The sequence below is a fragment of the Xanthomonas sp. LF06-19 genome, from assembly GCF_034105425.1.
Taxonomy (GTDB): domain Bacteria; phylum Pseudomonadota; class Gammaproteobacteria; order Xanthomonadales; family Xanthomonadaceae; genus Xanthomonas_A; species Xanthomonas_A sontii.
In genome coordinates this window covers 202,754-215,804 of record NZ_JAXGGH010000003.1, presented here as the reverse complement: position 1 = coordinate 215,804, position 13,051 = coordinate 202,754, and the positions used below count along the sequence as shown (strand labels likewise).

Annotated in this window: 14 protein-coding genes; 5 read left to right on the top strand and 9 right to left on the bottom strand. The window is 70.0% G+C overall.

Translation table 11 applies throughout. The features are described from left to right. Positions 1-9: 9 nt before the first annotated feature. The 3 genes from SLW55_RS07940 to SLW55_RS07930 all read left to right on the top strand — a co-directional run bounded on the left by SLW55_RS07940 (position 10) and on the right by SLW55_RS07930 (position 2,298). Complete coding sequence (locus SLW55_RS07940; protein ID WP_267099914.1) at positions 10-849, top strand: TrmH family RNA methyltransferase; 840 nt, start codon at positions 10-12, stop codon at positions 847-849. 197 nt (positions 850-1,046) lie between these two features. Further along, on the top strand, positions 1,047-1,136 hold the full coding sequence (locus tag SLW55_RS07935; RefSeq protein WP_017911958.1) for a tryptorubin family RiPP precursor: 90 nt from the start codon (positions 1,047-1,049) through the stop codon (positions 1,134-1,136). Between the two features lie 88 nt (positions 1,137-1,224). Next, the gene (locus tag SLW55_RS07930; protein WP_267099913.1) at positions 1,225-2,298 is read left to right on the top strand and encodes a cytochrome P450; all 1,074 of its coding nucleotides are present in this window, start codon (positions 1,225-1,227) and stop codon (positions 2,296-2,298) included. A 6-nt stretch (positions 2,299-2,304) separates the two neighbouring features. Here the strand turns inward: SLW55_RS07930 and SLW55_RS07925 are convergent, their stop codons facing one another. From SLW55_RS07925 to SLW55_RS07905, 5 genes are all read right to left on the bottom strand, one after another. Then, positions 2,305-3,357, bottom strand: coding sequence for a LacI family DNA-binding transcriptional regulator (locus SLW55_RS07925; protein WP_267099912.1), 1,053 nt, complete (start codon positions 3,355-3,357; stop codon positions 2,305-2,307). A gap of 62 nt (positions 3,358-3,419) precedes the next feature. After that, on the bottom strand, positions 3,420-4,835 hold the full coding sequence (locus SLW55_RS07920) for a M28 family peptidase (protein WP_267099911.1): 1,416 nt from the start codon (positions 4,833-4,835) through the stop codon (positions 3,420-3,422). Between the two features lie 96 nt (positions 4,836-4,931). Further along, positions 4,932-5,351 (bottom strand): large-conductance mechanosensitive channel protein MscL, encoded by a 420-nt coding sequence (gene mscL, locus SLW55_RS07915; protein WP_017910415.1) that lies wholly within the window; start codon positions 5,349-5,351, stop codon positions 4,932-4,934. 108 nt (positions 5,352-5,459) lie between these two features. Then, complete coding sequence (locus SLW55_RS07910) at positions 5,460-6,167, bottom strand: fumarylacetoacetate hydrolase family protein (protein ID WP_267099910.1); 708 nt, start codon at positions 6,165-6,167, stop codon at positions 5,460-5,462. A 118-nt stretch (positions 6,168-6,285) separates the two neighbouring features. After that, positions 6,286-6,558: a hypothetical protein gene (locus SLW55_RS07905; protein ID WP_010341808.1), complete on the bottom strand. Its 273-nt coding sequence runs from the start codon at positions 6,556-6,558 to the stop codon at positions 6,286-6,288. Between the two features lie 202 nt (positions 6,559-6,760). On the opposite strand from SLW55_RS07905, the gene SLW55_RS07900 reads away from it, so the two are divergent. Beyond that, positions 6,761-7,099 (top strand): Rieske (2Fe-2S) protein, encoded by a 339-nt coding sequence (locus tag SLW55_RS07900; RefSeq protein WP_267099909.1) that lies wholly within the window; start codon positions 6,761-6,763, stop codon positions 7,097-7,099. A gap of 33 nt (positions 7,100-7,132) precedes the next feature. Here SLW55_RS07900 and SLW55_RS07895 read toward each other — a convergent pair whose 3' ends face one another. From SLW55_RS07895 to thiS, 4 genes are all read right to left on the bottom strand, one after another. After that, the gene (locus SLW55_RS07895; protein WP_267099908.1) at positions 7,133-9,001 is read right to left on the bottom strand and encodes an SLC13 family permease; all 1,869 of its coding nucleotides are present in this window, start codon (positions 8,999-9,001) and stop codon (positions 7,133-7,135) included. A gap of 116 nt (positions 9,002-9,117) precedes the next feature. Next, positions 9,118-9,876, bottom strand: a complete 759-nt coding sequence (trmB, locus tag SLW55_RS07890; RefSeq protein WP_320744920.1) for a tRNA (guanosine(46)-N7)-methyltransferase TrmB — start codon at positions 9,874-9,876, stop codon at positions 9,118-9,120. Positions 9,877-9,886: 10 nt separating this feature from the next. Then, complete coding sequence (locus tag SLW55_RS07885; protein ID WP_017910410.1) at positions 9,887-10,681, bottom strand: thiazole synthase; 795 nt, start codon at positions 10,679-10,681, stop codon at positions 9,887-9,889. A gap of 56 nt (positions 10,682-10,737) precedes the next feature. Further along, positions 10,738-10,938 carry a sulfur carrier protein ThiS gene (gene thiS / locus SLW55_RS07880; protein ID WP_017914741.1) on the bottom strand — a complete coding sequence of 67 codons (201 nt, stop codon included), beginning with the start codon at positions 10,936-10,938 and terminating at the stop codon, positions 10,738-10,740. Positions 10,939-11,110: 172 nt separating this feature from the next. On the opposite strand from thiS, the gene SLW55_RS07875 reads away from it, so the two are divergent. Beyond that, positions 11,111-12,931 carry an autotransporter domain-containing esterase gene (locus tag SLW55_RS07875; RefSeq protein ID WP_017910408.1) on the top strand — a complete coding sequence of 607 codons (1,821 nt, stop codon included), beginning with the start codon at positions 11,111-11,113 and terminating at the stop codon, positions 12,929-12,931. Positions 12,932-13,051 lie beyond the last annotated feature (120 nt).

Here is a 13,051-nt window from a genome sequence, read left to right as displayed (position 1 = left end):
CGTGCGCCGATGACCTCGCCCTGGGGCAACCGCCCGCGCGGTGGGAATCCTCCCTCTCCCCCCGGGAGAGGGGCCGGGGGTGAGGGTGCGGCGGCGACCAACCGCAACGAACTGCGCCTCTACGGCCTCAACGCGGTGCGCGCGGTGTACGCGCGGCGGCCGGAGGCGATCCGCAAGCTGTACCTGAGCGAGGCGCGGATTCCGGCATTGCAGCCGCTGCTGAAGTGGTGCGTGGCCAACCGGGTCGGCTACCGCGTGGTGGACGAGGCCGATCTGCACAAGCTCGCCGCCAGCAGCCACCACGAGGGCGTGGTCGCCGACGTGCTGCGCGTCGCGCCGCTGGCCCTGGCCGACTGGCTGCAGGCGCTGGCGCCGGGTCCGGCGCTGGCGCTGTGGCTGGATGGCGTGGGCAATCCGCACAATTTCGGCGCGATCCTGCGCTCGGCGGCGCACTTCGGCGTGGGCGCGATCCTGTTGCCGGAGCAGGCCGCACTGGCGCTGTCCGGTGCTGCCGCGCGCGTGGCCGAGGGCGGCGCCGAGGCGGTGCCGCTGGTGCGGCTGCCGCCCACGATGCAGGCGCAGGCGCAATTGCGCGGCGCGGGCTTCGCCCTCGCGGCGACGCTGGTGGACGGCGGCGACGATCTGTTCGCCACTGCCTTGCCGCAGCGCCTGGTCTACGTGATGGGCGCCGAGAGCGACGGGATGGACCGCGACTTCGCGCAGGCCTGCGATCTGCGCCTGTCCATCCCCGGCAGCGGCGCGGTGGAAAGCCTCAACGTCGCCGCCGCCACCGCGGTGTTGCTGGGCACCTGGCGCAGCCGGCATCCGCACGGGCGTGCGGCGCGCTGAGCACGGCGTCACGCGCTGAGATGCGGCTGCATTTGGCTACGCAATAGTGTGCGCGCCGGCCGGTTTCGGGTTTGCGAGGGGCCTGCCGGCGGCGTAGCGTGCAGGCGCGCCTCGCCGATGCGATCGCGCCACGCGCGCTGGCGTCGGCGAAACCGCGCAGTCCCCCGCCCGAAAGGGCCATCGTCACTCCTGCGGAGATGTCGCTCATGAAGCTGCTGTTCTCCATCAAGCACCTGCTGTCGTCGAAGAAGCCGCTGAAGTCGTACGCCTGGTACATCTGGTATTGAGCGCCGTGTGCGATGCCGCGCGGCATGCCGTGCGGCCGGTGCCCGGCGGATGCGCTGCGCCGGGCGTCGTTCCTCCAGGAGACTGGCGATGTCCGCCACCATGGTCGACCGCGATGCGCGCGCCACGGTCTTCGCGCCGCGTCTGCAGGCGTTGCTGCGCGCGCATGTGGGGCAGGACGCGTTCCGCCTGGATGCCGACACGGTCGGTGTCGCCGGCGCCGCGCTGAGCGACCGCCTGCTCGCGGCCCGGCCGGCCACCGAACACGAACGGCCGACCTTCAAGCCGTTGCACGGCCGCTCGATCGCGCGCAGCGAAGCGGCGAAACTGATGCAGGCGATCGGCCGCGACGTGCGCGAGGCGCTGAAGCGTCCGCCGCCGCCCACCCTCGACCTGTCCGGTCCATGGCCGCACATCGGCCATGTCTATCTGCGCGACCTGCTGCTCGGCGGCGACCCGTGGCGGCTGCGCCTGCTGATGGACCGAACCCTGGAACTGACGCCGCGCCTGACCTGGGCGGTGATCGCCGCCGGCGCGCTCGCATCGCTGGCGCCGGGCGCGGAGGCCTCGGCGTTGGCCACGCTGCTGTCCGCGGCCGATGGCTACCGCGCGCGCCGCGATGCGATGGGCCTGTACCGGCGCACCGCCGCGCCGGTGTGCTTCACCATTTCCACGCTGGTCGCCAACGCGCTGTGGCTGGGGGCGCCGTTCGACGCGCGCGTCTGCAACCGCAACATCCTCTACGAAACCCTGCGCCTGCTGCCGCCGTCCTGGAACATCCTGCGCAATGCCTCGCCCGAGTACGGTGCGCTGGATCCGCGTATCGGCGCCGCCGACGACGTGCTGGTGCTGCCCTTGCTCAGCCATCGCGATCCGGCGCTGTGGGAGGAGCCGGAGGCGTTCCGGCCCGAGCGCTGGGACGGCGTGGATCCCGATGCGTTGCCCGGCTACCTGCCGTTCGGCCATGCCTCCGAGCGCTGCTGGGGCCGGCACATGGTCATGCCGCTGGCGGAGCGGCTACTGGACCTGCTGCGCGGTCAGAACCTGGTTGCGGACCCGCAGCAGCGTCGCGCCACTGTGCCGTTGACCGGGCTGCTCGGTGTGGCCCAGGTCGACGTGATCCGGCACACGCGCGCTCGAGGCGTTGCCTGCCGCACGCGGTGACGGCGCTCAGCGCGGTGCGGGCGGCGCGGTGGACCCGCGCGTGACCAGGGTGTAGTCCAGCACCTGATGGGTACCGCGGCTGGGCAGTCCGTCGCGGCGTTGGCGAATTTCGCCGAGCAGCAGCGTCACCGCGGCCCTGCCCATCGCCGCGACCGGCTGGTGGATGGTGGTCAGCTCCGGCCAGATCGTGGTGGCCACCGGCGTGTCGTCGAAACCGGCGATCGACAGATCTTCGGGCACGCGCAGGCGCAGTCCATGCGCGATCGCCAGCGCTGCCGCGGCCATGTCGTCGTTGCTGCACAGGATCGCGCTGGGACGCGGGGTGACCTGCAGCAACGCAGTGGCCGCGAGCAGGCCGGAGCGGTAGGTGAACAGGCCTTCGGCCACGCGCTCCGGCGCCACCGTCAGCCCGGCCCCGGCCATGGTGTCGAAGAACGCGCGGCTGCGCAGCGCGCTGGGCGTGTGCCCGGGATCGCCGCTGACGAAGCCGATGTCGCGGTGGCCCAGGTCGAGCAGGTGCCGGGTGAGCGCGCACGCCGCCTGGTAGTCGTCGATGCGCACCGAGCTGACTCCGGGCATCGGTGCGCCGGTGGCGACCGCCACCAGCGGAATGCCGCGCGCATCCAGTTCGGCGATGGTCTGCCGCGCATCGCACAGCGGCGGCGGCAGGATCAGGCCATCGGCACCGGCCTCAAGCAGGCGTTCGGTGGCGGCGCGCTGGCTGTCGCTGTCGTCGCTCTTTTCCACCAGCACCTGGCAGCCTTCCAGGCTGCTCTGCTCGAGCATGCCGAGCATGAACTGGTTGAGGTAGGCCGCGCTGGGATTGCTGTAGAGAACGCCGATGCGCGCCAGTCCTGCGGTGCGCAGCGAGCGGCCGGCGAGGTTGGGGCGGTAGCCGAGCGCCTTGATCGACGCTTCGACGCGCTCGCGCATGGTAGCGCTCACGCGCGGGTGGCGATTGATCACGCGCGAAGCAGTCATCGGCGACACGCCCGCATGGCGGGCTACATCCAGCAACGTCACCGCTGAGCCCGCGCGACGTTGCCGTATGCCCATCAAAGGTCCTGGCGCTGCTGCGGAGGGGAAGCCCCTGCGCGCGTCCTGCGCAGGTCCGGTTTACTTTACTCCCTGGGCGGTTCCACTGTCTTGGCCTGGCTGCCGAAACCGCCGTCGGCCTGCGCCGCCAGATATGCGAACACCGCATGCGCGGCGACGTTCTGCGCCAGCGCCTTCGGGTCGATCTTGTCCAGGGTGTCGTCGGCGGTGTGATGCAGATCGAAGTAATCGCTGCCGTCCTGCGCCAGCCAGGCCCAGGCGCCGCCCTTGGCGGCGAGCGGCCCGACGTCCGGGCCGGGGCCGCCGGCGTCCGGCGCATAGGCGATGCCGAGCGGTGCCAGCGCCTCGGCGATCTGCCGGGTCGCCGCGCGCGAGCCGGCGGCGTCGCCGGAGCCGGTGTTGAAGGCATAGATGCGGCCGGCGCCGAAGTCGCTCTCGGCAGCGATCTGGTGCCGCGCCACGTCCTTGGCATGCGCCTGCGCATAGGCCTTGCCGCCGTACAGGCCCTGCTCCTCGTTGGCGAAGGCGACCACGCGGATGCTGCGCTTGGGCGCCTGCTTGAGCTGGCCGATCAGATGCCCGGCGGCCATGCTGATGGCGACGCCGGCGCCGTCGTCGATCGCGCCGGTGCCCAGGTCCCAGGAATCCAGGTGCCCGCCGATCAGCACTACCTCGTTCGGCAGCGTGCGCCCGGTGATCTGCCCGATCACGTTGTAGGAGGTGGCGGTGCCGTCCCAGCCGCAGTCCAGCGCCAGGCGCAGGCGTACCGGGCCGCGCGCGAGCAGGCGCGCCAGCTGGTTGGCGTCGGGCACCGACAGCGCCGCCGCCGGCACCGGCGTCAGTCCTTCGTCGAAGCGGGTGATGCCGGTATGCGGCACACGGTGCGAATCGGTGCCGGCCGAGCGCATCACGAAACCGATCGCGCCCTTGCGGATCGCTTCGGACGGCCCCTTGCTGCGCACCGCGCCGCCGTTGCCGTAGTCCTTGCCATCGCGGGTGCGCAGCATCTGGTAATCGACGAAGGCGATCTTGCCGCGCAGCGCATCGGCCGGCGCCGCCTGCAACGCGGCCAGGTCGGCGAAGCGCACCACCTCGGCCTCGACCGTGCCGCCTGGGCTGCCGCCCAGCGCGGTGACAGTGAGCGGTTGCGCATGCGCGCCGAGCACCTGCGCGTGTTCGCTGCGCCGCTCCCATTTCGGGAACGTCACCGGCTCGGTCCACACCTTGTCGAAGCCCAGTGCCTTGAATGTCGCCGTGGCCCAGGCCACCGCGCGTGCATCGGCCTCGCTGCCCGCCATCCGCGGGCCGATCTCGGTGGTCAGCGACTCGACCACCTTCCAGCCGGTGTCGTCGGCCAGTGCCCGCTCGCGCAAGGCCGCCGCGTCGCGGAGTGCCGCCTCCGGGATGCGCGTGGCCTCGGCGGCAACCGCAGGAGAGGACAGACTCAGCACAGCAGCGATGACGACGGCAAGACGACGCATGGAAAACTCCGCGGACACAGGAACCGCGAGCTTAGCAGTGCCTCACCGCCGTGCACGACGCGGCCTCCATGGCGGAAGCCGCGTGTGCCGTCGCGCTTACTCCGGGCGCGGCTCGTGTTTGAGCGAATCGCGGATCTCGCGCAGCAGCAGCACTTCCTCGGTCGGGGCCTTCGGCGCCGGCGGTTCCTTGCGGGCGATGCGGTTGATCGCCTTGACCAGCATGAAGATGGCGAAGGCCACGATCACGAACTGGATGATGGTGTTGAGGAAATCGCCGATGCCGATCACCACGGCCGGTACCGGCTTGCCGGCGGCGTCCACCGTCGCCGCCTTCAGCGTCCATGCCCAGCGCGAAAAATCCACGCCGCCGACGAGCAGCCCGATCGGCGGCATGATGATCTTCTCGACCAGCGCGGTGACGATCTTGCCGAACGCGGCGCCGAGCACCACGCCGACCGCCAGGTCCAGCACGTTGCCGCGCATGGCGAATTCCTTGAATTCGCGGATCATGCTCATCGGGACTCCTCTCTTGTCAGTGCGGGCCTGTCGCCGCGGCGCTAGCCTAGCGCAGTCGCCGTGGTGGTCGAATCACAGGCGCGCGTATGTCGCGCGACAGGCGCGTCCTCAGCCGACGATGCGGCCGTGCCGCTCGGCCACGTTCTCCAGGCGCGCGCTGAAGCGGTCGCCCGGACGCAGCGCGGCCACGCCGGCCGGCGTGCCCATGAACACCAGGTCGCCGGCGCGCAGCGCGAACAGCTTGGACAGCTCGTGCAGGATCTCCGGCACGTTCCAGATCATCTGCTCCAGCAGCGACTGCTGACGCACCTCGCCGTTGACTTCCAGCGAGAGGTTCAAGGCCTCCAGCGCCCCGACCTCGCCGGCCGGGATCAGCTCGCTGATCGGCGCGGAGGCGTCGAAGCCCTTGGCGATGTCCCACGGCAGGCCCTTGGCCTTGGCCGTGGCCTGCAGGTCGCGACGGGTCAGGTCCAGGCCCACGCCATAGGCCACGATCAGCGCCTCGGCGCCTTCTACCGGCAGTACGCCGGCCGGCGCGTCCTGGCCCAGCGCCACCACCAGTTCCACCTCGTGGTGCAGGTCCTGGGTCGCGGACGGGTAGGGGATGGCCTCGTCGCCGATCACCAGCGCATCGGCCGGTTTCATGAAGAAGGTCGGCTGGCCGCGCTCGGCCTTCGAGGTCGGCGCACTGGCGCCCATCTCACGCGCGTGGTCGGCGAAGTTGCGGCCCACGCAGTAGATGCGATGCACCGGAAACAGGCCCTGCCCACGCACGGGAACGCGCGGAGCCTCGGCAGCGGCGAACAGATCTTTCATGAGCATGCATCCAACGAGAGGGGATGCAGCAGTTTAGCGGGTCGGGTTCAACCCGATTCCAACAGGGAAGCGGATGTCGCTCTCGCGATTCCCCAATCCCGATTCCCCATTCCCAGCTCTAAAGCGGCAAGGCCGGCTTGCGCACCACCCGATACTCGCCATCGACCACATGCCGGCGCGCGGTGGCCGGGCGCTTGCCGCGCTGGCTCAGCAGCTTCATGGCGATGCCGCCCAGGATCATCGCCGCGCCCACGAACACGCTGACGAACACCAGCCCGGCCAGGATCGCCAGGCCGAGCAGGCCCACGGCCAGCTTGACCAGCGGATGGCGCGGCTTGCGCGGCGCGAACAGGTGCCGGAATTGGTCGAAATTGAAGAGGCGAGCGCGCATGGCAGAACTCTGTTTCAGTTTGAACCGAAGGGGCGCAGTATCGGCGCTGTTTTATGTGACGGAGTGAAAACTTCGTTAAGCGAAAAATTAACACTTTGCGGTCAGGGGCTTGCATGTGCTCGCCGGGTGAAGGGTGTGCGGCGTCACGGGTTCCGATCGCCCATGCCAGAATGACCACCCCTTGCTGCCCGCGCTGCGTTTCATGACCGAATCATCTGCCGTGCTGGCGCCGCTGCACGACCTGGTTTCCGGCGAGCTGGCCGAGGCCGAGGCGCTGATCGGCGGCGAGCCCGAATCGCTGCTGCTGTACCGCGAGGGCGATCGCGTGCGTGCGTGGTTGAACGTGTGCCCGCATGCCGGGCGCCGCCTGGACTGGGCGCCGGGCCAGTTCCTGAAGAGCCGCGAGGGCCACGTGGTGTGCGCCGCGCATGGCGCCGCGTTCGAACTGCAGGGCGGCGAGTGCGTGTCCGGCCCCTGCCGCGGCCAGAGCCTGCATGCGGTGCCGGTGGAGGTGCGGGCAGGGCAGGTGGTGCTGGTCTAGCGCGCAGCACGCGCGCTTGCGGTGCGACCCACGCTACAGCGCGTGCCACCAGCCCATCGACATCAGGTTGACCATCAGCACCACCACCAGGGTGTAGACCAGCGACAGCGGGCCGCCGACGCGCCACAGTTCGCGCGGCTGGTAGTTGGCCGGGCCGGTGATCATCGAGATCACCGGATTGGACGCGGTCATCAGGTTGTTGGACGCCGACAGCGCCACGATCAGCGCGAACGCGGTGGGATTGCCGCCGGCCGCCAGCGCCAGGTTGACCGCGATCGGCACCATCACGATGGTCGCGCCGACATGGCTGATCACCAGCGAGAACGCGGTGGTCAGCAGGCCCAGCGCGATCTCCAGCGCCCACACCGGGATGCCCTCGGGCAAGCGCGCGATGGTATGGCCGGCGACCCAGGCGGCGGCGCCGCTGCTGTCCATCGCCCAGCCCAGCGGGATCAGCCCGGCCATCAGGAACACGGTCTTCCAGTTGATCGCCGCGTAGGCCTCGTCCATGCGCAGCACGCCGGTCAGAAGCATGCCGGCCACACCGGTCATCAAGGTCAGCGCCACCGGCAGCCTGGAGGTCAGCGCGATCAGGATGGTCAGGGCGAAGATCGTCATCGCGATCTTGAACTTGTGCGGGCGGTGCTCGCCCTTGGGGTAGTCGGTGACCACCACGAAGTCGCGGCTTTCCGAGGCCTGCGCCAGGTCCTGCCAGATGCTGTGGAACACCAGCATGTCGCCGGCGCGCAGCGGCACCTTGCGCACGTCCTCGCGGATCACCTGCTTGTCGCGGTTGATCGCCAGCAGGCTGATCCCGGCCTGCTTGCGCAGGCGCAGTTCTGCCGCGCTCTTGCCGATGAAGCGCGAGGTCGGCGGGATCACCGCCTCGGAGATGCCGGCGCGGCTGGGGTTGAACAGATCGCCGAGATTGCGCAGGCGCGAGGACAGGCGCAGGAACTGGTTCTGCGCGAAATCGGCGACCTGCTGGCGCGCGCCCATCACCCCGAGCACGCTGCCGACCCAGATGCGCATGTCCGCCGGCGGCGCCAGGCGGGTGTCGTTGCCGGTCTTCAGGGCGAGCAGCAGCGGCGCGTTGTGCACGGTCTCGGCCTCGCCCAGGGTCATGCCGACCAGTGGGCTGTCGGCGCTGACGATCAGCTCGAACACGTCGCCTTCGATGCCGTAGGTGCGGGCGAAATAGCTCTCGGTGCGCGCCGGGGTGACGCCGTCGTTGATCAGCCGCTCTTCTTCGGCCAGCGCCTTGTCGCCGCGCACGCGGAAGTAGATCAGCGAGGCCGCCAGCAGCGCCACGCCGATCGGCAGCGGCGCGAACATGCGCAGCGGCTCGATGGTGGCCATGCCCGAGGGCAGGTTGTTGTTGGCCGACTGCAGCAGGTCGTTGAGCAGGATCAGCGGCGAGTTGCCGACCATGGTCAGCGCACCGCCCATCACGATGGCCGCGGCGATCGGCAGCAGCAGCCGCTGCAGGGTCAGCCCGGTGCGCCCGGCCAGGCGCGAGGCCACCGGCAGGTACAGCGCCATCACCGAGGGGTTCTGCATGAACGAGGAATTGAGCCCGGCGATGGCGGTGGTCAGCAGCATCAGCCGCTCCTCCACCCCGCGTGCGCGGCGCAGCAGCCACGACGCCAGCCGGTTCAGCGCGCCGGTGCGCTCCAGCCCGGCGCCGAGGATGGTGGTGGCGATGATGCTCATCACCGCGTTACCGGAGAAGCCGCTGAACAGCTCCTCCGGCGCGATCAGACCGGTCACCCCGAGCACCACCAGCACCACCAGCGCCACCACGTCGGCACGGATCCGCTCGAACACGAACATCGCCATGGTGAAGCCGACCAGCCCGAGCACGAGCTTCATATCGGTGGTCAGCGTCAGCGCGGTATCCATTGGGGGCCGGGATTGGGGATTGGAGATTCGGGATTAGCTAACGGCGCTAACCGGCACCGGCCGCGGTAATGGCATGCCGCGGATGCATTGTGTCCGGAACGTGGGGGATTCGCTCTTCATCCCGAATCCCCACTCCCCAATCCCGGCTTGTCGTACAACAAATCCCACACCCCATGCCCCAGATTCTGGCCGCGGGTCTCGAAGTGGGTCTGCGGGCGCCAGTCCGGTCGCGGCACGTGGCCGCGCGGGCCGGCGCGGTTGACCAGGCCGGGGGTGGCGTCGAGCACGTCCCACATCTGCTCGGCGTAATCGGTCCAGTCGGTGGCGCAGTGCAGGCGGCCGCCGGCGCGCAGCTTGCGCACCAGCAGCGCGGCGAAGGCCGGCTGCAGCAGGCGGCGCTTGTTGTGGCGCTTCTTGTGCCAGGGGTCGGGGAAGTAGATGCGCACTTCGTCCAGGCTGCCGTCGGCGATCTCGTGCTGCAGCACCTCCACCGCATCGTGGTGGTACAGGCGCACGTGATCGGCGCCGTCCTCGGCCAGGGCGTTGAGCAGGCGGCCCACGCCCGGCGCGTGCACCTCGATGCCGATGTAGTCGCGGCCCGGATCGTGCTGCGCGGCATGGCGCAGCGCGGCGCCGTTGCCGAAGCCGATCTCCAGCACCTTGGGCGCGGTGCGGCCGAAAGTGGCGTCCAGATCGCGCGGCTGGCCGCTGTAGTCCAGGCCGAAGCGCGGCCACAGCGCGTCGAACGCGCGCTGCTGCGCCGGCGTGAAGCGCCCCTGGCGCAGCACGAAGCTGCGCACCTGGCGATGGCCTTCCTCGACGGTGAAGGGTTTCGGCGGGGTCTTGGCGCCGGCACTGGAGAACGGATCGGTCATGCCTGCGGCCTCACCCGATCAGTCCGTCGACCGGCGAGGAGGCGCTGGCGTAGCGCTTGCGCGGGATGCGCCCGGCCAGGAACGCCTCGCGGCCGGCCTCCACCGCCTTGCGCATGGCGCTGGCCATCAGCACGGGGTTGCGCGCGCCGGCGATGGCGGTATTCATCAGCACGCCGTCGCAGCCGAGCTCCATCGCGATCGCCGCGTCCGAGGCGGTGCCGACGCCGGCGTCGACGATGATCGGCACCTTGGCGTTGTCGATGATCTCCAGCAGGTTGTAGCGGTTCTGGATGCCCAGGCCGGAGCCGATCGGCGCGGCCAGCGGCATCACCGCCACGCAGCCGATCTCTTCCAGGCGCTTGGCCAGGATCGGGTCGTCGCTGGTATAGACCATCACCTCGAAGCCGTCGGCGACCAGGATTTCCGCGGCCTTGAGGGTCTGCACCACGTCCGGGAACAGGGTGCGCTGGTCGCCCAGCACTTCCAGCTTGGTCAGGTTGTGGCCGTCGAGCAGTTCGCGCGCCAGCCGGCAGGTGCGCACCGCGTCCTCGGCGGTGTAGCAGCCGGCGGTGTTGGGCAGGATGGTGTACTGCTCCGGCGGCAGCACGTCGAGCAGGTTGGGCTCGCCCGGATTCTGGCCGATGTTGCTGCGGCGGATCGCCACGGTGACGATCTGCGCGGCGGCGGCCTCGGTGGCCAGGCGGGTCTGTTCGAGATCGGCGAACTTGCCGGTGCCGGTGAGCAGGCGCGAACGGTAGGGTTTGCCGGCGATCACCAGCGCATCGTGGGGGGCGGGAGCGTTCATCGGCGGATTATCGCCCATCGCACCGGCCCTGCCGAGCCCGCGCACGGCGGTGAGATTCAGCCGCCGCCCAGCGCGTGCACGATCTCGACCCGGTCGCCGGCGTGCAGTTCGTGCTCGGCATGCGCGCCGCGCGGCACGATCTCGCCGTTGACCTCGACCGCCACGCGCCGCTGGCCCAGCCCTTCGGCCTGCAGCAGCGCGGCCACGGTGGTGGCCGGCGCCAGCGTGCATTGTCTGCCGTTCAATTCGATGTTCATGCCATCATTGTGCAATGCGCGCCGTGGGCGTGCGAGTCGCAATCTTGCGGCAGTGCAACGTGAGCGTGTCCGGCAGAGGTGGAATGATGTCGGCCATGCGGCTACGTATGGTGCGGCCGCTCCCCAGTTTCGCTGCATTTCTCGTGTTCCATTTCTGCCCGGGAGGGCTTCCATGACTTCGTCCATCCGTCCGCTCCGTTCGCTGCTCGCCGCCGCGATCGTGCTCGCCGCCGCGCCTGCGTTCGCGCAGTCCACCTACAGCCGCACCGTGTTCTTCGGCGACAGCCTGACCGACGCGGGCTACTACCGTCCGCTGCTGCCGGCCTCGGTGCGTGCGGTGACCGGCCAGTTCACCACCAACCCCGACTTCGTCTGGGCGCAGTACGTGGCCGAGTACTACGGCACCAACGCCGCCGCCAACGGCAACGGCCAGATCGGCGACGACTATGCCGCCGGCAATGCCCGTGTCGGCGTGGCCAACCCGAGCGCGCTGGGCGTGGCGCCGTCGCTTGCGACCCAGGCCAGCAACTACCTGGCTGCCAACGGCGGCAAGGCCGACCCGAATGCGCTGTACTCGGTGTGGGGCGGTGCCAACGACCTGTTCGCCATCGCCGGCGGTGCGCCGGTGCAGGCCACCATCGGCAATGCCGTGACCGCTGAAGTGGGCATCGTCGCCAGCCTGCAGAACGCCGGTGCGCGCTACGTCATGGTCAACAACCTGCCCGACGTCGGCATCACCCCGCGCTTCCGCGCTGGCGGCGCCGCGGCGATGGCGCAGGGCACCGCGCTCGCCACCGCCTACAACACCGCGCTGTTCTCCGGCCTCAAGAGCGCTGGCCTGCGGGTGATCCCGGTCGATACCTTCCACCTGCTGCAGGAAGTGGTGGCCAACCCGGGCGCCTACGGCTTCACCAACGTCACCGGCACCGCCTGCCAGCCGCAGATCACCGCGCAGTCGCTGACCTGCAACCCGACCAGCTACGTCAGCGCCGATGCCGCCGACACCTACGTGTTCGCCGACGGCGTGCACCCGACCGGCCGCACCCACGAACTGCTGGCGCAGTACGCGCTGTCGATCCTGGAAGGCCCGCGCACCCAGCAGATCCTGACGCACTCGGCGCAGATGGTCGGCCGCTCGCGCGCCGACCAGGTCGCCTGGCACGTCGACGGCCGCCCGGAAGCGGATGGCGTGCGCTGGTGGGGCAACCTGCGCGGCGACATGCAGCGCTACCAGCACGGCGACCTGTACGACGGCATGGCCCCGGCCGGTCTGTTCGGCGTGGACTGGTCGCGTGGCGAGTGGGTGTTCGGCGGCTTCGGCGGCTTCGGTCGCACCGATGCCGACTTCGGCAACCGCGGCGGCGACTACACCCAGGACGACAGCACCCTCGGCGGCTTCGCCGGCTGGTACGGCGAGCATGCCTGGGTCAACGCCCAGGTCAGCTACACCTGGCTGAGCTACGACGTCACCCGCAAGGTCAACCTCGGCCCGGCCACCATCGAGCACAAGGGCTCGCCGGACGGCAGCAACCTGACCGCGGCGCTGCAGGGCGGCTACGAGTTCGGCGAAGGCAGCTTCAAGCACGGCCCGGTGGCCGCGGCGATCTGGCAGAAGGTCAAGCTCGACGGCTACACCGAGAGCAACCCGAACTCCAGCGCGCTGGGCTACAGCGACCGCGACGTCGAGTCGATGGTCGGCCGCATCGGCTGGAAGGCCAGCATCGATGCCGGCACGGTGAAGCCGTACCTGCAGGCCACCTACGACCACGAGTTCAAGAAGAACCAGGAAGCCACCGCGTGGCTGCAGACCATGTCCGACCTGGGCGAGTACGCGGTGCCGGGCATCAACTTCGACCGCAACTACGCGTCGGTGGTTCTGGGCGCGCGGACCAAGCTGTGGGGCTTCGAGAGCAACGTCGGCCTCGCCACCACCACCGGCCAGTCGCGCGCGCACGACACCTCGCTGTTTGTGAACTTCGGCGGCAGCTTCTAAGCACTGCCCGACGTTGCCTGCCTTGCCCGGCTGTGTGCCGGGCAGGGTGGGGCAGATGGGGTGACGTAAACCAATGGGATTGGATGCCAGTTGTGGGAGGGGCTTCAGCCCCGACGCCTC

What these genes read in the sequence shown, in the direction of transcription:
- SLW55_RS07930 (WP_267099913.1), top strand. Translation starts at nt 1,225, where the DNA reads ATGTCCGCCACCATGGTCGACCGCGATGCGCGCGCCACGGTCTTCGCG.
- SLW55_RS07905 (WP_010341808.1), bottom strand. Translation starts at nt 6,558, where the DNA reads ATGCGCGCTCGCCTCTTCAATTTCGACCAATTCCGGCACCTGTTCGCG.
- thiS (WP_017914741.1), bottom strand. Translation starts at nt 10,938, where the DNA reads ATGAACATCGAATTGAACGGCAGACAATGCACGCTGGCGCCGGCCACC.
- SLW55_RS07935 (WP_017911958.1), top strand. Translation starts at nt 1,047, where the DNA reads ATGTCGCTCATGAAGCTGCTGTTCTCCATCAAGCACCTGCTGTCGTCG.
- SLW55_RS07885 (WP_017910410.1), bottom strand. Translation starts at nt 10,681, where the DNA reads ATGAACGCTCCCGCCCCCCACGATGCGCTGGTGATCGCCGGCAAACCC.
- SLW55_RS07900 (WP_267099909.1), top strand. Translation starts at nt 6,761, where the DNA reads ATGACCGAATCATCTGCCGTGCTGGCGCCGCTGCACGACCTGGTTTCC.
- SLW55_RS07875 (WP_017910408.1), top strand. Translation starts at nt 11,111, where the DNA reads ATGACTTCGTCCATCCGTCCGCTCCGTTCGCTGCTCGCCGCCGCGATC.
- SLW55_RS07940 (WP_267099914.1), top strand. Translation starts at nt 10, where the DNA reads ATGACCTCGCCCTGGGGCAACCGCCCGCGCGGTGGGAATCCTCCCTCT.
- SLW55_RS07910 (WP_267099910.1), bottom strand. Translation starts at nt 6,167, where the DNA reads ATGAAAGATCTGTTCGCCGCTGCCGAGGCTCCGCGCGTTCCCGTGCGT.
- SLW55_RS07895 (WP_267099908.1), bottom strand. Translation starts at nt 9,001, where the DNA reads ATGGATACCGCGCTGACGCTGACCACCGATATGAAGCTCGTGCTCGGG.
- SLW55_RS07920 (WP_267099911.1), bottom strand. Translation starts at nt 4,835, where the DNA reads ATGCGTCGTCTTGCCGTCGTCATCGCTGCTGTGCTGAGTCTGTCCTCT.
- mscL (WP_017910415.1), bottom strand. Translation starts at nt 5,351, where the DNA reads ATGAGCATGATCCGCGAATTCAAGGAATTCGCCATGCGCGGCAACGTG.
- trmB (WP_320744920.1), bottom strand. Translation starts at nt 9,876, where the DNA reads ATGACCGATCCGTTCTCCAGTGCCGGCGCCAAGACCCCGCCGAAACCC.